11 protein-coding genes and 2 pseudogenes are annotated in these 19,923 nt (G+C 41.0%); 11 read left to right on the forward strand and 2 right to left on the reverse strand.

The genetic code is table 11. The annotated features are described in order from the left end of the window. Window positions 1-84 precede the first annotated feature (84 nt). Window positions 85-1,806: a methyl-accepting chemotaxis protein gene (locus tag AC1Q59_RS12135; RefSeq protein ID WP_492366100.1), complete on the reverse strand. Its 1,722-nt coding sequence runs from the start codon at window positions 1,804-1,806 to the stop codon at window positions 85-87. Between the two features lie 336 nt (window positions 1,807-2,142). Here AC1Q59_RS12135 and AC1Q59_RS12140 point away from each other — a divergent pair, with 336 nt between their 5' ends. The 5 genes and pseudogenes from AC1Q59_RS12140 (at window position 2,143) to AC1Q59_RS12160 (ending at window position 9,070) form a co-directional block, all read left to right on the forward strand. After that, window positions 2,143-4,686 (forward strand): hypothetical protein, encoded by a 2,544-nt coding sequence (locus AC1Q59_RS12140; RefSeq protein WP_492366101.1) that lies wholly within the window; start codon window positions 2,143-2,145, stop codon window positions 4,684-4,686. Window positions 4,687-4,875: 189 nt separating this feature from the next. Then, window positions 4,876-6,639, forward strand: coding sequence for a methyl-accepting chemotaxis protein (locus AC1Q59_RS12145; protein WP_492366102.1), 1,764 nt, complete (start codon window positions 4,876-4,878; stop codon window positions 6,637-6,639). 547 nt (window positions 6,640-7,186) lie between these two features. Beyond that, window positions 7,187-8,326, forward strand: a complete 1,140-nt coding sequence (locus tag AC1Q59_RS12150; RefSeq protein ID WP_492366103.1) for a glucosaminidase domain-containing protein — start codon at window positions 7,187-7,189, stop codon at window positions 8,324-8,326. A 135-nt stretch (window positions 8,327-8,461) separates the two neighbouring features. Beyond that, window positions 8,462-8,578, forward strand: a pseudogene (locus AC1Q59_RS12155) (IS1595 family transposase); the annotation flags it as partial. A 24-nt stretch (window positions 8,579-8,602) separates the two neighbouring features. Further along, window positions 8,603-9,070 carry an NUDIX hydrolase gene (locus tag AC1Q59_RS12160; protein WP_492366104.1) on the forward strand — a complete coding sequence of 156 codons (468 nt, stop codon included), beginning with the start codon at window positions 8,603-8,605 and terminating at the stop codon, window positions 9,068-9,070. Between the two features lie 507 nt (window positions 9,071-9,577). Here the strand turns inward: AC1Q59_RS12160 and AC1Q59_RS12165 are convergent. Next, the gene (locus tag AC1Q59_RS12165) at window positions 9,578-9,700 is read right to left on the reverse strand and encodes a hypothetical protein (RefSeq protein ID WP_492366105.1); all 123 of its coding nucleotides are present in this window, start codon (window positions 9,698-9,700) and stop codon (window positions 9,578-9,580) included. A gap of 174 nt (window positions 9,701-9,874) precedes the next feature. On the opposite strand from AC1Q59_RS12165, the gene AC1Q59_RS12170 reads away from it, so the two are divergent. The 6 genes and pseudogenes from AC1Q59_RS12170 (at window position 9,875) to AC1Q59_RS12195 (ending at window position 19,863) form a co-directional block, all read left to right on the forward strand. Continuing rightward, complete coding sequence (locus AC1Q59_RS12170; RefSeq protein ID WP_492366106.1) at window positions 9,875-10,750, forward strand: helix-turn-helix domain-containing protein; 876 nt, start codon at window positions 9,875-9,877, stop codon at window positions 10,748-10,750. Window positions 10,751-11,903: 1,153 nt separating this feature from the next. Next, entirely contained in the window at window positions 11,904-15,347 is a 3,444-nt protein-coding gene (locus tag AC1Q59_RS12175; RefSeq protein WP_492366107.1) for a S8 family peptidase, read from the forward strand. A 147-nt stretch (window positions 15,348-15,494) separates the two neighbouring features. Then, window positions 15,495-15,755 (forward strand): annotated as a pseudogene (locus AC1Q59_RS12180) (bifunctional 2',3'-cyclic-nucleotide 2'-phosphodiesterase/3'-nucleotidase); the annotation flags it as partial. A gap of 36 nt (window positions 15,756-15,791) precedes the next feature. Further along, window positions 15,792-16,334 (forward strand): anthrax toxin lethal factor-related metalloendopeptidase, encoded by a 543-nt coding sequence (locus tag AC1Q59_RS12185; protein ID WP_492366414.1) that lies wholly within the window; start codon window positions 15,792-15,794, stop codon window positions 16,332-16,334. 345 nt (window positions 16,335-16,679) lie between these two features. Next, complete coding sequence (locus AC1Q59_RS12190) at window positions 16,680-19,166, forward strand: phosphodiester glycosidase family protein (protein WP_492366108.1); 2,487 nt, start codon at window positions 16,680-16,682, stop codon at window positions 19,164-19,166. A gap of 283 nt (window positions 19,167-19,449) precedes the next feature. Beyond that, the gene (locus tag AC1Q59_RS12195; RefSeq protein ID WP_492366109.1) at window positions 19,450-19,863 is read left to right on the forward strand and encodes a hypothetical protein; all 414 of its coding nucleotides are present in this window, start codon (window positions 19,450-19,452) and stop codon (window positions 19,861-19,863) included. The last annotated feature ends 60 nt before the right edge of the window (window positions 19,864-19,923 follow it).

A 19,923-nucleotide genomic window follows, 5' to 3' on the forward strand; every position in this document is an offset into this window, starting at 1 on the left:
AAAGCCTGTGAAATTTTACTCGTTGTAAAATTTCACAGGCTTTTTCATTTCAGAGGAGGGTTTTGTCCCAGCCTCTTACTTTTCTTATATAGTAAATTTTTTTACCAGCTGATCTAATTGATTAGCCATGCTCGTTAATTCTGAAATATTGCCTGATATATTTGTGATATAGCCTTCTTGTTCGGCGGTTTGATCAGCAGCGTGTTTGGTGCTCTCTGCCGCTTTGCTGGCAATCGCGGTTGTTTCCATCACCGCCGCTGTTACTTCCTCTGAAAAGGCCGATAATTCTTCAGATGTCACCGATACCTCTTTCATATGTGAAGCTACACTTTGAATGGACTCTACAATACTGGCAAATGACTTGCCAGCCTCAGAGACGACATCAATCCCTTCCTTTACATTTTCAGCAACTACATTCATCGAAGATACGGTCTGTTTGGTATCCTCTCTCATCTTTGTAATCAAAGCTGAAATGCTGTTGGCTGATTTCTCAGATTGCTCAGCGAGCTTTCTTACCTCTTCAGCAACCACGGCAAACCCTCTTCCGGATTCGCCGGCCCGCGCCGCTTCAATCGCTGCATTTAATGCGAGTAAATTCGTTTGCGAAGAGATGTCACTTATAATATTAATGATGGATGAAATTTCATTCGATTGGTGCTCCAGTGTCTTAATGTCATAAGAAGATCTCTCAACCGATAGATTGATGACATTCATTTGTTCAATTGCTTTTTCAATGCACTGATTACCCGCGTGTGCATGTCCGGAGCTGATCGAAGACAGGTTAGAGACATTAGCGGATGATTCGGCAATGTTCTGTAGACCATTGGACATCTGCTCTAATGTCGCAGCTCCTTCCTCTGAACTTTTGTATTGTGTATAGGAACCTTCGGAAATTTCCATCATGGAAGCAGCGATTTCATTGCTGGCTTTTCCAGCCCATTCGCTATTTTTTAACAGCAAATCAGAAGTTCCTGTCAGCTGACCTGATATCGTTTGGATTGCTTGGATGACCGACTTCAATTCAGCCAGCATTTGCTGAAAGGCTTGAGTTAATACACCGATTTCATCCTTCCGTTGTGATTGAATGGCTACGGTTAAATCGCCTTTTCCTACTTTTTTAACCTGTGATGTCAATGTCATTAAAGGCTTTGTTAAATAGACAGAGAAAAGATAAACAACAATGAGCCCGACTGCTAGAATCGAAAGGGTGATCAAAATAATATTCAGCTTATTCTTGTCCATCACTTGGTATACCGCTGTAGCATCCATATCAGCACCTACTATACCAATGACTTCGCCGGAATGATTTTTAATAGGGGTATAGATAGATATTAATGCTCCGTATTCTTCATCGTTAGATAATTGATATTCGGTTTCGCCAGTTTCAAAAACTCTCTTCATTTCCGGATAGTAATCAATCATCTCTTCTTTTTCCCCTAATGCTGAAGCGTCATCGGAATCAAGAGGCATGCCATCTACAACATAATAGTAGTCATAGGTATCTCCATTTTTTTCTCGTGCCATGGTGTACAAATAGGTCATGCCGTTCATTTCTCTTAAGTTGTTTAGTCTTTCCCGCAATTCTCTGTAATACTCGTTTTCACCGGAATCCACTGTGATTTTTTCATAGCGGCCGATATCAATCATCGAGACGGCTTGTTCGACAATCCTTGACTCCTGTTTCCCAACGGAATCCTTCACTAACTGAAATGAGGATTGATAAAAAAACAAACTAATCAAAAGGCATGAAATCAAAAGCAGCATCGAAAAGATCAGCAAAATTTTAAACTTTAGGCTCTTTGTCATACGATCACCCTTCTTGTCTATCTTTGTACCTAATTATATTAGTAGGAAGATTATACTAATTTAGTGATCGTTATGTCTATTATTTTCACCGTCGTTATAGGAATTTATAAAATCTGGAATAACCAGTTATTAACAAACGCATACACCAATATGGTTTCAGGAAATTATGTTGGAAAAATTAACATGCATATCCATATTGCTGATACCTTGGAAGAATTTTAGCATTTAACAAGATTCTATTATATTTTAAGATAATATTCGTAGGGGCCATGAACAACAATCCTTACATAACTAAAAGAGATTAATAATGAAATATTTTTATAGGGGGATTTTCCATTGAATAAAAAGAAAGCAATCAAAGTTTTAGGTGCATCAGCAATTGCAGCATCCGCATTTGTAGTAACAACTCCTGCAGGCGCTGACGCTGCGGCTAACGACGTACAATCTTTAGTGAAAAAAGCTAAAGACGCTGGTACTGTACTTAAATGGGCTATTTCTACAGAAGGTTCTGCAGATGGAACTACACGTCCATGGGCTCAATACAATGCAGCTAAAGCAGCACGTGATGCCGCTGTAGCAGCAATCAACAAATTACCAGCAGCACAAAAAGCTGGCTACCTAGCTGACATAGAACAAAACGTAAATCTTCATATTGATCGTACAATGCACTACATCGATGCCATCACTGCTGGCGAAAAGATCAATGTGAAAAAAGCAGACCTTCAAAAACAAATTGATGCTAACCTAATCAATGATGATACAGAAGCTGCTTACCATGCCCTTTCTACAGAAATCCGTAAGCAAGCGATCCTATTAGACCGCGTATACGGTAAAACAACACGTGACGAAATCCGTGCAAACTACAAAAAATCTGCTGAAAATCTTCGCGACAGCGTAAAATATGCAGTAACAGTAAAAATCGAACTAGACCTTGCTAACAAAGCTCTAGAAGCGAACAACGAAGCAGAAGTAGAAAAGCACGTTGCTGAAGCTAACAAATACATCAACGAAGTTCAAAACAAAGAAATGAAAGCTGAGCTTTCTAAGGCCCTTGAAGAAGTGGAAGCACAGTTGACTCCTAAGGTTAAGTCTGTGAGTGCGGTTAATGCAACTCAAGTAGTTGTTGCTTTCAATAAAGAAATCAATAAAGAAGATGCAACTGCAGGAAAATTCAGCTTAGAAGGCCAAACTCAAGCGCCAGCTGTTGCTGTTGCAGATGACAATAAATCTGTAACGTTAACTTATGATACAGTAATTAATGGTGACAAGTTAGTTTTTACAGTTGAGCCAATCGAAACAAAAGCAGATAACAAAGTAAAAACAACAAAATATGTTTCTTCAATCACTTATAAAGATACAGTAGTACCAGCTGTAGCAGATGTAACTTATGAGTATGGCGCAACTACAGCAACTGCTGTAATTAAATTCAGCGAGCCTCTAAAATCTGCTGGAACAGTTTCAGTTAATGGTGTGGCAACTGATGTTCAATTCTCTAATGACACAGTTTCAATTTCAGGTCTTGAAGTTGGCAAAACATACAAAGTTGATATCGTAGGTGCAACTGATAAAGCGGATAACGTAGCTAACCCTATTTCTCAAAGCGTAACTGTCCCTGCACAAGCGAAAGATGAAGTGAAACCAGTTGCTTCTATCAATGTTTCTGGCAATAAAGTTACTCTTCACTTCTCTGAAGAAGTTACTTTAGGAACAGTTAAAATTAATGGAAAAGACTATGCTGACAAATTTGTTCAAGATGAAAATGAGAAAACTAAGTATGTTTTAGATGCACAAAAAGAAGATGTTCTTAAAGGAGTTAGCTTCTTAAATGCAACAGTTGCAGTTGAAGGCTTTAAAGATAAAGCCAATAATGCAGGTGAAAAAGTGGAAGCTCAAGCAACTTTAACTGCTGATTCAACAGCTCCAGCATTTGTTTCAGCATCTGTTAGTAAAGATAACAAACAACTTCTAGTTTCTTTCAATGACGAAGTAGAAGCTGGAGACTTAACAGGTGACGATGAACTTGTTTTAAAAGTTAAAGACAATGTACACCAAACTTCAGAAGCAGTAAACTTAACTGATGATAATACTACATTTGGTTATGACGTTGATGGCAACGGCAAAGTTGAAGGAACTGAAGAAAACGTTCTTGCAGTTGACTATAACTTTACTGCTAAATCTTCTTATAAGTTTGAACTAGCAGGTAAAGTAGTTGCTGATGTTTACGGTAATAAAGTAGCAGATACTTTAACTTTCAATGTAACTGCTCCTGAAGTAGCACAAACTCCTGTAAAGCCTGAAGCAATCGTTAATATTTCTAAAGTTGAAGTTGCAGGAAATGTCCTAACTGTTACTTTCAACAAAGAAATGAGTGACTCAGCATTAGTTGCAGCTAACTATACACTTGGCGGTAAAGTTTTGTCTGAAAATGCTAAGTTAAGATTTGTTGACTCAAGAACAACAGTTGAAATCACATTACCAGAAGGTTCTGTAGCTGCTGATGGTACTTATGTACTTGAAGCAACATCTTTACTTGATAAAGATTCAAATACTCTTGAAAATGGTAAAGTATCTAAAACTATTAGCCTAACTGAAAATGTGGCACCAGTTGCTGACAGCATTTCTGTAGTAAACAGCAAGCAATTCACAGTAGCGTTCTCAGAAGCGATTGCTACTAAAGAAAATGCTGCTGATGTTTCCGGTGTAACAGTAAAAGTTAACGGAACAGCTGTTGCAGCTACTGCAAAAGTAGAAAACAGTAAATTAACAATCACAACAACTAAAGACTTCAACTTAACTGATGCAATCTCTGTTGAATTCAAATCTGCAAACCTTGTAGATGCTAAAAACAACCAAGTTAAAGATGGCGTAGTTGCAAAATAATATATTGTACTTCAAAAGAGCTACCGCAATTTGCGGTAGCTCTTTTTTCATGCATATAAAAATGAATGAAGGCAGTTTGAAATTTTTTTAGTAAAATTTAACTATAATATATAAAATTTTTGTAAAATTATATAAAATAATAGTAATAGATGATGAATTTTGTCGTAATGAATTAGAAGGAGTGTACCTATGGCCATTATTAAAAAGAAAAAACAGGTTAAATCCAAAAAGAAAGAAAAGCCTGTTAAAGCCTCAAAAGGAAAGTTCAAGTTTACCGTCATTAAGAAAATGTATCTGGGCTTTGGCTCGGTTCTCATCTTATTGTTGCTCATGTCCGGGTTTTCTTTATACTCGCTGAATGCAACGAAAAATACATATGAGGATTTGCTGAATGATCAGGTGAAGAAAATCAATCTTATCCGTGAATTGATCGAGGAGTCAAAGAATATTCAGCTTTCAACAAGGGGTTATTTGCTTCTTAGCAACAAGGAGTCAATTACGGCTTATTATGAGGCTAAGAGTGAGTATGACAAAAAGAACAAAGAGCTTTCGAAGCTGATGACCAGCAGAGAGGACAAGCAGCTGCTGAATGAGCTTAGTCTATTTAGTGAAAGATATATTAAAATTTCAGAGACCATGATTGATCTAAAGGATAGAAACAATGAAAACTATATTCATGTCCTTAAATTAGAGGATCCTCCGATTATTACGGGATTTCAAATAACGGCGCAAAAAATGATTGATTATCAAACAGATCAGTTAAATTACGTGCGAAGCCAGACTGATCAGCTTGTGAAGGCTACGCAAACTCAGCAGGGGGTACTGATTGGAATTGCCTTAATCATCGGGGCTGTCATCGCCTATTACATCAGCCGCATCATTTCTAGACCGGTGAAAAAGCTGGCCATTGTGGCGGAAAAAATTGCAAATGGAGATTTAACCCAGGATGAGATTAAGGTGAAATCAAAGGATGAAATTGGCGACTTGGCTAGAGCATTTAATGGAATGGCGAGTAACTTGCGCCAGATTGTTCAGCAAATGAATGGAAGTGCCGAACAGGTTGCCGCAGCATCGGAACAGCTACATGCGACAGTTGAACAAGCAACTGAAGCAACTGAGACAATTTCTTCATCTATTCAAGAAGTAGCTAGCGGAGCTGAGACACAGGTGAGTAAATCTCACGAAAATGCCCTTGCCATGGAGGACATCTCTCAGGGGATTGCTCATATTGCTGAATCTTCACGGATGGTAAGGGATTCTGCCTTAGAAGCCACGGCTTTGTCCGAGGAAGGAAATCAATCCTTGCAAAAGGCAATCCAGCAAATGGATACCATTGATGATGTCACGCAAAACACCATGACAGCCATCAAGCAGCTCAATATCCGATCACAAGAGATTTCAAAAATTGTCGGCGTCATTACTGGTATCGCCGATCAAACCAACCTATTGGCGCTAAACGCTGCGATTGAAGCAGCAAGAGCTGGTGAGCACGGTAAAGGTTTTGCCGTGGTTGCTGATGAAGTAAGAAAGCTTGCCGAAGAATCACGGAAATCAGCCGATCAGATTGTTGGACTCATCCAAGAAATTAGAAACGATACGGAAACAGTCAATAAGGACATGACGAAGAATTCCAACGAGGTAGCTGTTGGGAAGACAGTAATCCATCAAACAGGCGAAGCCTTTGGAAAAATTACAACAGCGATTGACACCGTCAATGAGCAGGTTCAAGAAGTATCCGCTACCATTGAGCAGATTTCTGCCAATACCCAGCAGGTGGCAGTGGCCGTCGAGCAATTATCGCTTGTTGCTAAAGAAGCTTCCAATGAATCACAAAGCGTTGCTGCATCATCGGAAGAACAGCTGGCCTCCTTTGAGGAAATTACAGCATCCACGGAGTCCTTGAGCCGACTTGCTCAAGAATTGCAGGAAATCGTCACCAAGTTCAGGGTGTGATTTTATAAAAGACTGTTTAAAGGTCAATGTTGATTTAACAACCAGTTGATTGGAGTGGAGGGCGCGTAGACTCCTGCGGGAAAAGCGTGTTCAGGGGAGACCCGCAGGAGCGTCGCTGTGCGGAGGCTCCCGAACCGTCCTAAGGTGCGCGAAGCGCCTGGAACGGATATCAACGGCCAAGTTTAACGTAAAATAAAAAAGGAATTAGACATCACCTAAGTGACATCCAATTCCAAAAGTTAGGTAAGCACACGAGACAACAAACCGATTGGGTTCAATTGCTTGTGTACACTACTTATTGTAAACTAGAAATCTCGTAATGAAAATGTAAAAATTATGGAAAATATACTCATCCGTAAACTATACTTTGGACAAAACCTGTGTATTCATGCGGTTTAAAGGTGATTACCTGTTTTGTTACAAAAGTTAAATCTTCGTAAAATTGGGGGGCCCATTTTAGGGTTCCCTATTTTTATTTGTTGTTGACACGGGTATAGGTATGTAAGAATAGAATAACAGAATAATAATTGGGACAAAGGAGAGAAAAATGAGAAAGGTATTTGTTTTTATGTTTGCATTGCTTTTAGGACTAGCTCCTGTGTTACCTGCAAAAGCAGCTGATGGCAAGCTGCCAATTTCAGGGAGTTCAGTATTAACTTCCAAGCAAATGGGGGACTTTGTTTTATTAAGAAACTCGGATCCTAAATTAAATGGTGTCGATATTTATAGATTGGCAGAATTATATTTGTGGATTGGGGCAGCGGAAGGAATTCGCGGGGACATTGCCTTTGCCCAGGCGATTCATGAAACAGGCTATTTTCAATATGGCAATGATGTTGTTCCAGAGCAGAATAACTATGCAGGAATTGGCACAGTTGGCGGCGGCGTACGGGGAGCTTATTTTAATACACCTGAAGAGGGAGTTCGCGCGCAGATCCAGCATCTTAAGGCCTACGCCAATAAAGAACCGCTTGTCACAGAAAAGATCGATCCGCGGTTTGACCTTGTAACAAGAGGGATTGCCCCCTATTGGACAGATTTGAATGGCCGCTGGGCGGTGCCAGGAACTGGATACGGAGAGAAGATTCTCGATTATTACAACCAAATGTCACAAATTGGCCTGTCCATTCCGAACGTACCAGATGGATGGAACTCCAAGCTGCCGGCTGCAGCCGTGTATCTTAAAGCGGATATGCCGTTGATCAGCCCGGATGGAAAAACAGCAAAGATTTTAAAAAGAGGATACTCCTATCAAGTGTACGGAACAATTGGCAATAACTACAATCTCGGCGGCAATTACTATATTGAAGCCAACAGCAGCAAGATGAGTGTCTATATCGGACGGATTCATATCAAGAGCCCGGGAGTTAAGCTATACAGACCAGATGGTACCGTCCATCGTCTGATTGTACCGGGAGACCTGGTAAAAGTGTACAGCATTGATGACAAGGCCTACTATGTGGGCGGCGGCTACTATATTACTAGAGATGCTGATGTTTCTTTTTACAAAGGGACCATCAATATTGAAGGTGACACCCCGCTATATGACCGAAACGGCAGCGTATCCAGAACGCTGAAAAAGGGCGAGCACTACCGCGTGTACAATATTAGCGGCAATAAGCTTGACCTTGGCGGCGGGTATTTTATTAACTACGATAAAACCAAACAGAATTATTGGAATCATTAATCGGGACAAATGCTTGTCCCGGTTTTTTTTACAAAGGCTCTGTGAAAGGTAAATGTTCATATTTGATACCCCCTGAATTCTTGATATAATGAGTATTGGAACAAATGTTCTGGTTGATTATCAAGGTGAGCAAAGGGCAAACACGTTATCAAGGGCTTGTATCACATTCAAAATGTCAATGGTCTCCATTCTCGTTTGAAGAAATGGATAGACCGCTTTAAAGGTGTGGCTACGAAATATCTTGATAATTATACGAAAAGAATTGGGGAGAAATGGATGTCACAAAATGGAATTGTTTTAGTAGCAAGTGTCTCAATCTTTAGTGATGATAAAGTCTTGATTATTAGAGAGAATAAACCTACTGCTTTTAATAAGTGGAATTTTCCGAGTGGACATATCGAATATGGTGAAGACATTCTCTATTCAGCTAGAAGGGAAGTTAAAGAGGAGACAGGGTTTGATGTCAACCTGATTGGGACTACTGGTGTTTATAATTTTATAAGTAGTTCGAACAATCAAGTTATCTTATTTCATTTTATTGGTGAAGTTACTGGAGGCTCTTTAAATCTCGAAGAAGATGAAATTACAGACAGTAAATGGATAAAAATAAATGAACTTGTAACATTTGAAAATGAGGACTTACGAGAACCAAATGTAATGAAGCAAATAATTGATAACCTCCTAAAAGAGAACTTCCACTCAATTAGTGTGTTTAATAAAAAACTTGAAAATATCTCCAATTGAGTTAACGGCACGTTAGTTAAACAAGAATGGAGGAAACTCAAAAAAATAGGGTTTCCTATAATTTTTATGCGTTATCAACATTAAGATTTAACACAGCCTTTACAAAAAAAGATCACCCCATAAAATGAGGTGATAAAGAGATTGAAAGATATTACTCCTAACGTTTAAGGACACATTAGGGTTGGTAGGGAATACCAGTAATAAAATCTTATAGCCTTATTTAAACATAAAGGAAAATACCCTGTATTCCTTAAAAACCGGCAAATTTGAGCAAAATGGCGGGAAAATCGCTGGTTTTATCTTAAAATCTATAAAAATATAACTTTAGGCATATTTTCAGCTGTATTTATTGCTCCTTGGTGCTTTAGCTCCTTATATAGGGTATCTGGTCTATTATTTTCTGTCTAGGAACTAATTGCCTAAGTTGAAAAACTTTTTTTAGGAATAAAAAAAGAGCACTTTCGATCGTAAAGTGCTCAGAAATAGAGGATAGGATTCAGTTAAGGATTAGTAAATAGTTGGAAGCTCTTGGGTACGAACGGAATCACCATCAGTTGCAGGTGCACCGCTTAACACGCTAAAGCTGACAAGCAGCCCGCAGACAAGGATAAGGCTTAGCAACTTTTTCATCAGTTATCCTCCTTTTTGATTAGTTGAATTTGCTTATCTCTATTAAATCATAATTTAAATTTTCGGACATTTGCTATATTTAGCCCTTTTTGCATAAAAATACGGGTAAATTTCCATTTTCCTTGGCTTTCTTTGATAGAATATAACTATAGGAATATTTTTGGAGTGTTGGTTATGGACTTCTCAGCGATTGGAAAAAAGATAAAGGAATTAAGAAAGCTTCTAGGAATGTCGCAGGGGGAATTAGCAGAAGGAATCTGCACCCAGGCACAGATCAGTAAAATTGAAAATGGAGACGTCTATCCGTATGCCTCTACATTATATCTAATTTCGCAAAGACTTGGTGTGGATGTAAACTATTTTTTTGATATTGGCATGACACCAAGATTTGAATATGTTCAGGAAGTGACGGAACAGCTAAAGCAGGCAAGAAGAAATTCGGATTACAGGACCATTAAGCAAATAATTGATGCGGAAAAAGCTAACCCATTATTCACGCAAAATAATAGAAACCAGCAAATCCTATTATGGTACCAGGGAATTTATGAACACGCAGCAAACCGCAATAAAAAGAAAGCCATCGAATTGATTCAGAAAGCTATTTGCTTAACGAAAAAAACAACAAAAGTTTGGTCGGAGCGGGAAATCGAGATGCAACTAAGCATCGGTGCCATTTTTTTCGAAGAGCATGAATATGAAAATACGATGAAGATCTGCCTAGACGCAAGAGAAAATCTCTCATTGCTACCATACATAAACGATCAGACCCTGTTCAGCCGTATTTCTTATAATATGGCGCGCTCGCTGACACGCCTTGGCAGATACGACGAATCCATCAAATACTGCCGCGAAGCCATTCGAGGCTGCATTCAAAAAGATAACCTCTATTTAATCGGCGAGTTTCACTATCATATTGGCTATAACTACGAGCTCCTGAAGAGAATCAAAGAGGCCAAAAGCTACATGGAAAAGGCATTGATCATCTTCGAACTCCAGGAGGACGAAAAATACATAGATTTTATCTCAAGCAAAATTGCAAATTGGGAGTAGGAGAGCTGGAACCTTTTGTGGGGGACGGCTCTTTTTATTTTGTGTGGAGTGCTGGCGGGTGGTTGGGCTGTTGGGAGCGGGTTAGTGCCGGAAGAAGGTGCAGGGTGTATGGAATGGGAACTAATATTGGATGTTAGTGCCGGAAAAAGTGGAGGGGAAGTCAGAACGGGAACTAACATTGAATGTTAGTGCCGGAAAGAAGAGAGGGGAAGTCAGGACGGGAACTAACATTGAATGTTAGTGCCGGAAAGAAGAGAGGGGAAGTCAGGACGGGAACTAATATTGAATGTTAATGCCTGAAAAAAGAGCAGGGGAGCTGAAACGGTAACTAACTTAAGATATTAGTGCCGCAAATAACAGATTAATAGTAAAAAGCGAAACTAGTTGAAGCGACTGGTACCGGAAAAACCACGGACTCTTTTAAAAAGGTAACTAGATAGTCGAACTAGTGCCCGATTTCAAAAGGAAAGCCTGAAAGAGGTAACTAGATAGCGCAACTAGTGCCCATTTGCCAATGGAAAGCCTGAAAAAGGTAACTAGATAGCCGAACTAGTGCCCATTTGCCAACGGAAAGCCTGAAAAAGGTAACTAGATAGCCGAACTAGTACCCATTTGCCAAGGAAAAGCTGAAAAAGGGTAACTAGTTTGCTCAACTGGCGCCTGTTTGCCATTAAAATCCCCTAAACTGGTAACTAGTTTTCCGTGCTCAATCAATTATTAAATTAGATTAAGCCCAATTCCTCCTCTAATCAAACGATTGATCAAAAAACCGCCTTCCATCCTCTTAATCAAACATTTGATCAATAAAACTAGCTTCAAAATCTCCTTAATCAAACGTTTGATCAACGGAAATCCTTCCCAAAATCAACTAATCAAACGATTAATTAATAAAACTTCCCCACAAACTCTACTAATCAAACAATTAATTAATAACCCCCCACACGCAAAATCCACTAATCAAATGTTTGTTTAAAAGATTTTACCCGCCAAACCGGCCAATCAAACGCTTAATTAACAAAAATAATCATTTGCTCCACCCCCTACCCCCATGTCACCCAATTGTCGAATTTCATAAAAAGTTTGGGGACGGTTGTCCTTGCTACTGATTACCAATAATAGGTAAGATGGTTATATGAATAGATAGGGGGATTCTATGAAAAAGTGGGTTAGAAACGCCTTGACGGTATCAGTTGGACTTGGCCTGTTCTCTAGTAATCTAGTTCCTTACAATACGGTTTCTGCCGATACCTTAAATAACTCAGTATCAGCGATCACCATCGATCAGCCGCAGCTGCAGCAGAGAATCGATAAGGGAAATGAAAAATTTTTAAGTGAAGATACGCTTGTCATTAAATATACAAAACCCCTCTCGCTGAACGATCACAAGCGAGCAGGCGGGACGCTGTTAAGGCAATTTTCGGGACTCAATTATGCTGTCGTCAAAGTGAAAGACAAACGCAATTTCCAAAAGGTAATGGGCAAATACAAGAGCCTTGGCCAAGTAACTTCTGTCTACCCAAGCGCCCTCTATAAACCCTTCGCCACACCGGATCCTAAGATAAGTGAGCAATATTATCACCAGATGTTAAGTATAGAAAAAGCGCAAAGCCTTGCCGGGAAAAACCCAGTAACCGTTGCCGTTATTGACCAGGGGATTGATATGGGGCACCCGGAATTAAAAGGCCGCCTCCTCCCAGGCTATAATGCAGTTAACCCAATGAATCAGGGTCTGCCCGATTTCCATGGTACCCATGTCGCGGGAATTATCGCCGGTAATAAAGGCAACGGAATCGGCGGCTTTGGTGTTAACCCGAATGTCAAAATTCTCCCGATTGATATCGCCGAACGAGGCTGGGGAGTGTACGACTTTGCAGTGGCAGATGCGATTCTTCATGCTGTTGATAAAGGGGTAAAGGTCATCAACATGAGCTTTGGCGGCCCAATGAAATCGCCACTTGTCGAAGAAGCGATTAATAAAGCGCTGGAGAAAAACATTACCCTCGTAGCTGCCGCCGGCAATGACGGAATGGCCCTTGCCAATTACCCGGCCTCTTATGAAGGGGTCATCAGTGTTGGTTCTGTCGGCAAGGACAAAAGCTTAGCGGAAACCTCTACATATGGTTCAGCGATAGATGTTGTTGCACCGGGTGAGGAAATCTACAGCACGCTTTATGATTATGAGAAAAAATCAAGCTTCCAGACGATGAGCGGAACCTCGATGGCATCGCCAATGGTTGCCGGCGTTGCGTCCTTACTTTTATCAAAATATCCGAATTTAACGCCTTCACAGGTCGAGTACATCTTAGAACATAGTGCAGATGACCTTGGGACAAAGGGGTTTGATATAAAGTACGGCAATGGGCTCATTAATCCAGTCAAGGCCCTGCAGTTTGATCTGAAAAAGCTGCCTGCGCTCCCAGCTAAAAAACTGACAGAAAAAGAAATCGCAGAAAAAGCGCAAGAGGTAGACCTAACAAAAACCTCCACTCTAAATGGTGAAATCACCAAGCCGTTTGAACAAAAATGGTACCAAATTGAGGCCAAGGCTGGCGAGTACATCCAGTTTTCCTTAGAGGGCGCACCGCAGTTCGATTACAAGCTGATGATCCATGAAGGGGAAGAAACCCTTGATATTAATAAGGTAAAAGAGGGAAAAGTTGAAGGGAAGTTGTATCAAGTAAAGAAATCTGGCAAGTTATTTTTCGGCGTGAAGGATGTTAACGGAAGCTACGATGATTCAAATAGCAAGCTATCGAACTATCATCTTTCTGTAAAAAAATATACTGAGCTGCCAAATGATGAATCAACATCAGATACACCTGTTAAAATTGAACTTCCATCCAATCTGCCTAAGGACCAATATTTCTTAATTGGCAAAGAAGGCGATAATGACTACTACAGCTTTACAGTCGAAGAAGAGCAGGTTGTTAAAATTGATCTTTCCGCCATTCCCGGAGTTGATACAAGCATTGGTGTTTATCAGCAGTTTAGGACACCAGAGTCTGAAGAACCGGTAGAACTGCCAGAAGAGCCAATAAAACAGCCATCCCTGGATGAAATGGAGCCTTCATTCTATGCAAATAATAAAGGGAAAGGCGAAGCAGAGAGCCTAACTTTTAGTGCCCAGCCAGGGAACGATTACACTATTAAAATATCAAATAAAGCAGAGAACTACTTTGGCATATATGATTTTTACATGAATGTTGGCTTGATGGAGGAAGAACAAACCCCTGAGTCGTCAGCCATCCCTTATGAGCTGAAGGTTGAAGGCAAAGTGATGCCGCCTGATGAGGATTCATTGCCGTTTGGCGGACCTGTCCAGGAAGAAGTAACTTTGGACATGCAGCGTGAAATCATCGCTAAGGAAGAAACGGTTGAGGAATTTGACTATGTTCAAACCATCAGGGACGGCTCGCAAGCCTACAATATTGGCGACAAGGCTACAGGCTACATTCAATCCATGGATGATGAAGACTGGTTCCAGGTAACACCGGCGGAAACAGGCATCTATGAGTTTAATTTATCAAAAAATAAAGCTGCTGCCCCAATGTTCGGTGTTTATCAGGTGAAGACAGATAAGGATTACAAAGGGAAGGAATATTCCTATTTAGAAATGGTTGCCTCCAACGAGTACTCGTTCTGGCAGTATGGCGAGTTTTTAGACAAGGCAGCGACTGGTTTAAAGGCAAACGAGACCTATTTTATCAAGGTGAATGCCAATTACTATAACGGAAGCATTTCCTTTGATCCGTACGAATTTACCGCAGGGCTTGTTGTGAAAAATCCTCAGGATAAGTATGAGGATAATGATGAAACGGAAAATATTAAAAATCTGGCCGGCCCGGCAATCGAAGGCAATTTTTCCATGCCATACGATCGCGATGTTTTCTACTTTGAAAGCAAGCAGGATGACATTTACGGCATCACGCTAGAAAGCAAGCAAGCCACTGATGCTCTTAAAAAGAAATATCCAAAGGAATTCCTCGGTAAGTATTACGGATACCTGCAAATTGTGGAGGACACCAATAAGAATCGGAAACTGGATGACGATGAGCTTGTTAATGTTCAGTACATTGAAAGGGGCACCATGAGCGGCAAAGCATACGGCTCCTTTAACGCAGCTAAGGGGAAAAATTACATTATTATCGCATCAGCCTATTTTGATTGGCCAAACTCATTCTCTTTGCTTCCATACCAATTGAAGGTGGCACCGGTGAACAAAAATGATGAGGATAAAGATTCGGTTGTGAAAAATAATATCCCATCCAAGCCACTTCCGATTAACAAGAAAGCGCCAGGCCACTATCAGGCAACAGGCTATTTGAACGCGGGCGTCCCTTACGGTGATGAGGACTGGTATGTACTGAAGCTCGATAAAGCTTCAAAAGGAAAAATTGAATTCACAGCTGGAATCGAAGTGGATGGCGTCATCTCGTTATACAAAAATGGAAAACTCGTTGCATCTGCAGACTATTATCCTGGCGGAGATAAGGAAATTCTGCCGTTCGATCTAGCAAAAGGAACCTATCATATTAAGGTGAAAGATACCTTTGGTAATGCAACATTAACCCCATATATTTTAGATGTTTACAAGTAAAAATTTTGCGGCCAGATTCCTGTCTGGCCTCTATCTTTTTCCCAGTATCCGGCATAAAATAAGACAAGGAGGGAATGCATCTTGAAGAGAATTTTATTATTTTTTGCAGCGATAATTCTTTTTTTAACCATATATCCCGAACAGTCCCAAGCAGCCACCGTATATTGGGATGGAGTCGAGCTGAAAAAAGGACAAATTGGCCGGGTCACGGTCATGAAGCCTATAAATCTATGGAAAAGAACAGAAAGCGGCCTTGAGTTTGAAAGAGTGCTCCAGCCTGGAGAAAAATATCGTGTGTACCGAATAGATGACCTATACGGAGGTCAATACGGAGTTGGCGGGAATCTTTATATCACGAAAATTCCTAAGCTAGTGAAGTATGAAACCCCTTCTGCGGCTAAAAGGAAGCTTCTCGACTGCGGACAAGCCTGTCTAGTTGATAGCATTGTTGTTCTCCCAAAAGAGTATAACGAAGCGTCCGTGAATAAAATTAAGAACAGGCTTGCTGTCTTGCCGGAATCGCTGCTTTCTAAGCTAAGCAATCATCCGATTAAGATTAAGCTGACAAACGGCCCCGTGACCGATACGGCAGAGTATGCGCATTTGAAAGGTGTTGCACCGCGCGGATGGGAGAAGACACACAAAACATGGGATGATGTTCCAGGCATTGGCGGCGGCAAAACCGTGGTTGTCCGAATTGGCTACAGCGAACAGGGGAGCGGGCATGGCTCAGTGAATCTCGAGCTGCACGAACTGGCTCATTCCATTGATAACCTATTAGAAGGCCACATCTCCTACTCGCAAGCTTTTCTAGCCATCTGGAATGAAGAAAAATCAAAACTATTCCCAGGTGAAGACTACTTCTACAAATACCCAGAAGAATACCTAGCCGAGGCATTCGCCCTATACTACCGTGACGAAACCTCGCGCAATAAATTGCAAACCAAAGCACCAAAAACCTATCAAATCATTAAGAATATGAATTAAAGGACAGGGGCCCCTGTCCTTTTTTTGTGTGGTGGGCAGGGTTCACGTCAACTGTGTGTGGACAAGGGGACAGGCACTCTGTCCTTTTTGGTTGGGTGGAACGGAGAACAGATTAGGTTCCTGTACTGTCTTTTTTGGGGGAGCGGGCAAAGCACCTGTCCTAGGGCCTTGCAGGTGGACAAGGTGCCTGTCCCCTCGTCCCGTGCTTCACAAGCGCCCCGATGTCGGACAAGGTGCCTGTCCCTGCGTCCCGCCTAGGGCAAAAGTAAGTTTATGTAGTTATCTGTCCAATTTTCATAGAAAATGTCATATAATAGTAGAATAGTATGAAGAAGGAGAGGGAATATGGGGAAAAAATGGTTAGTGAATGTAGTACTTGCAGCAGCACTGGTTTTTGGTTTGCAGTCCCAGGCCGATGCCGCCACTAATGGCAAGGTTTATTGGGATGGACTCATGATGGTTAAGGGTCAGGTCGGGAAAATTAAAGTTATAAAGCCTATTAACCTATGGAAAAGAGACGGGGACAAGCTTGTTTTTTCCCGAATTTTAAAGCCAGGTGAACAGTACCGGGTATATCGCTATGATAATCTTTATGGCGGCCAGTATGGTCTTGGCGGCGGATATTATATTACAAAAATACCTGGTTACGTAGATTACCGCACACCATCGAAGAAGAAACTTGCCGAACTTAATGCGATCTATGGCAACGGCGGCGGAAGCAGCGAACCTGCTAAACCAGTTGGTAAGCTTTCTATTGGCAGCATAACAAAGCAAGAGTCGAAAACGATTGCTCCCGGGGTAACAGAACGTCAGCTATCTGTGAACAGCAACAGCGGGAAACAGGAAATCTATACTGTTGAATATGACGGAAAAACAGAAAATATCAGTCTGGAAACAGCGCTAGGCAAGGGTCAGATGTACGGATTTGAGCCTGTTTCATCACAAGCGAAGAATGCTCAGACAGCGGACAAGCATGTTGTCGCTGGAATAAACGCAGACTATTTTGATAAAAACGGTCATCCAGTTGACATGATGATTCAGCAAGGAAATATCGTTTCTACAAGCCAGACGCCATTAAATGAACTTGCTGTGTTTGGTGTAACAAAGGATGGGAAGCCGCTTATTGGAAATCCAGAGCTAAAGCTTTCCGTGCAAATTAATGGCCAAGATCCTTATAAAATTAACTCAGTCAACAGAATCAGATCAGCTAACCATCTTGTTCTTTACACACCTAGCTTTGCAAGTTCAACTAGAACGAACGAGCTTGGAACAGAAGCGGTTGTAAAAATTGACGCCGGCCAATTAAATGGACACAGTGTTTTAACGGGAACAGTAACGAAAGTTGTTGCAAATGTCGGTGATGAAAAACTAAATGAGGGCGAATTTGTTCTATCCGGCCATAATTTTGCCAGCCAATTTTTACAGACAGTAAAGGTTGGGGACAAAGTTGAAGTGAAGGCAGAATTTCTCCCAGCAGAATGGAATAATGTTATTGAAGCAGTGAGCGGACGCTATCACCTAGTTAGAAATGGCGCTGTCCTTCCGCAGGATGTTCCTGGCGTACACCCAAGATCAGCTATTGGTATTAAAGCAGACGGCGGCGTTGTTACGGCTGTTGTTGATGGACGCCGAAACCAGTACAGTGTCGGTTTGACCTTAGCTGAAATGGGTAGCTTAATGAAGGATTTAGGCGCTGTCCAGGCATTTACCTTTGACGGCGGGGGTTCTTCTACGCTGGTTGTCAGAGACCATGGGGATGATAATGCATCCTTAGTTAATAAGCCATCTGATGGCACAGAGCGTTCAGTTTCTAACTCCTTATTATTTATCAGCAAATGGCTGACAGGGCCATTACATCAGCTTATTGTCGGTCCTCAGGAGCTCACGCTTTTTGCAGGAGCGACCTATAAAGATTTAGGCATTACGGTTAAAGGAATGGACCAGTATTACAACCCTGTTAAAGTTTCAAATCCTGCCTTTTCTTCGCCAGCTCTGAAGAAAAACGCCGATGGCAGCTATACGGTTTCTACAGGTGTAACTAGCAGTGATGTTGTCGTTTCATCCGGCAGCATTTCAAGCAAGATTAAGCTAAACATCATCAATACACTAGAGCGTATCGATATCGCTGAAAAAGATATTATTGTGGAAAACAACTCCGTTTATAAAATTGTGCCAAAAGGTATTTATAAAGGAAAAACAGTTATTACAGATCCATCTTTATTTAAATGGTCTGTCACACCTAACATTGGAACGATTAACAGCAAAGGCGAATTTACCGCAGGAGCAGCGAATGGAACAGGTACGATTACAGTTTCTCACGGAAATGTTTCTGCAAAAATTAACGTGATCATTGGAACTCCAGATCCAATTTTACTCGAAGGCTTCGAAAGCGGCATTGGCAATTACAAAGCATCTGGAGCCAGATATACGAATGTAAGCATTGAAGCAAGTAATTCAATCAGCAAAACTGGCAAGCAGTCAGTGAAGCTCAACTATGACTTCACTGGTCAAAGCGGAACTTCCGGTGCCTATATCGATGCAGTAAAACCGCTGGCAATCAAAGGCCATCCGAAAAAAATTGGCATGTGGGTATACGGTGACGGCCAGGGACATTGGCTAAGAATGCAAGTCAAAGACGGAAACGGAAACGCAGCCCAGCTTGATTTTACAAAAAGTCTTGACTGGACAGGCTGGAAATACATCGAAGCAAACGTTCCACAGAACCTGACAACACCGCTTTCCATCGATGTACCAGTCCGCTACATGGAAGTCGACAACGCCAATAAAAACAGCGGTACTATTTATATTGACCAAATCCAGGCAGTTTATTAATTGACAGAGAAATGGACAGAGGGACAGGTACCTTGTCCCGCTGAAGTAAAACCTTTGCGAAAAAGTAAATTTAGTGTATTTGAGTGAAAAAATTAGGGTCAAACTCCTTTTTAGTTGAAAGTTTTTCGGCTTTCAAGCTAAAATAGGAGTCTGGCCCTCTTCTGATTGTTCAAAATTTCCTGTTTGTATTGGTTTGATTTGTCATTTGTGTTATGGTACGCTTGTAAAAGCGACTCAAATTGGCTATGTTAATTTGTAAACCCTTTTCGTTGGAGGGAAAAGAATGTCATTTAGTTCAAATCATGATATCGATCAAGTAAGAAAACAGTTTGAGAAAGAGCCTCCAAAAATTATCGGAGGATATAAACGCCAGGGATGGGCCCAAAAGGCACTGGAGAAGACAGAAAATAGCGACCTTGAAAAGGAGCCGAAGGGCTTTGTGACGGCTAAAGCAATCTTAGAGGCTAAAGATGGCAGCTATTATCCGGCGTTTCTATTAATCGATACGAAAAAAAGCGGGAGAATTAAGGATGCCTTCTTCCTTTCGGAGACGGATGATCAATTTAACCTAATCCCATTAGAGCTGGCACTTGATTATATTGGCAAAGACAAAGAAGAACTGATGCCTTTTCGATATAGAACCCTTGCAAAAATAAAAGGCGACCAATTCCAAAAGAATTGGCCGGACTTCTCCTAGACCTTCTTTTTAAAAGGAGGTCTTTTTTCGTATGGTTTTGGAAGGATAGTTTCTACAAAA

The organism is Cytobacillus sp. MT66, assembly GCF_058792595.1.

Coding starts and splice junctions, on each gene's coding strand:
- AC1Q59_RS12150 (WP_492366103.1), top strand. CDS start 7,187: ATGAGAAAGGTATTTGTTTTTATGTTTGCATTGCTTTTAGGACTAGCT.
- AC1Q59_RS12175 (WP_492366107.1), top strand. CDS start 11,904: ATGAAAAAGTGGGTTAGAAACGCCTTGACGGTATCAGTTGGACTTGGC.
- AC1Q59_RS12145 (WP_492366102.1), top strand. CDS start 4,876: ATGGCCATTATTAAAAAGAAAAAACAGGTTAAATCCAAAAAGAAAGAA.
- AC1Q59_RS12170 (WP_492366106.1), top strand. CDS start 9,875: ATGGACTTCTCAGCGATTGGAAAAAAGATAAAGGAATTAAGAAAGCTT.
- AC1Q59_RS12190 (WP_492366108.1), top strand. CDS start 16,680: ATGGGGAAAAAATGGTTAGTGAATGTAGTACTTGCAGCAGCACTGGTT.
- AC1Q59_RS12195 (WP_492366109.1), top strand. CDS start 19,450: ATGTCATTTAGTTCAAATCATGATATCGATCAAGTAAGAAAACAGTTT.
- AC1Q59_RS12165 (WP_492366105.1), bottom strand. CDS start 9,700: ATGAAAAAGTTGCTAAGCCTTATCCTTGTCTGCGGGCTGCTTGTCAGC.
- AC1Q59_RS12160 (WP_492366104.1), top strand. CDS start 8,603: ATGTCACAAAATGGAATTGTTTTAGTAGCAAGTGTCTCAATCTTTAGT.
- AC1Q59_RS12135 (WP_492366100.1), bottom strand. CDS start 1,806: ATGACAAAGAGCCTAAAGTTTAAAATTTTGCTGATCTTTTCGATGCTG.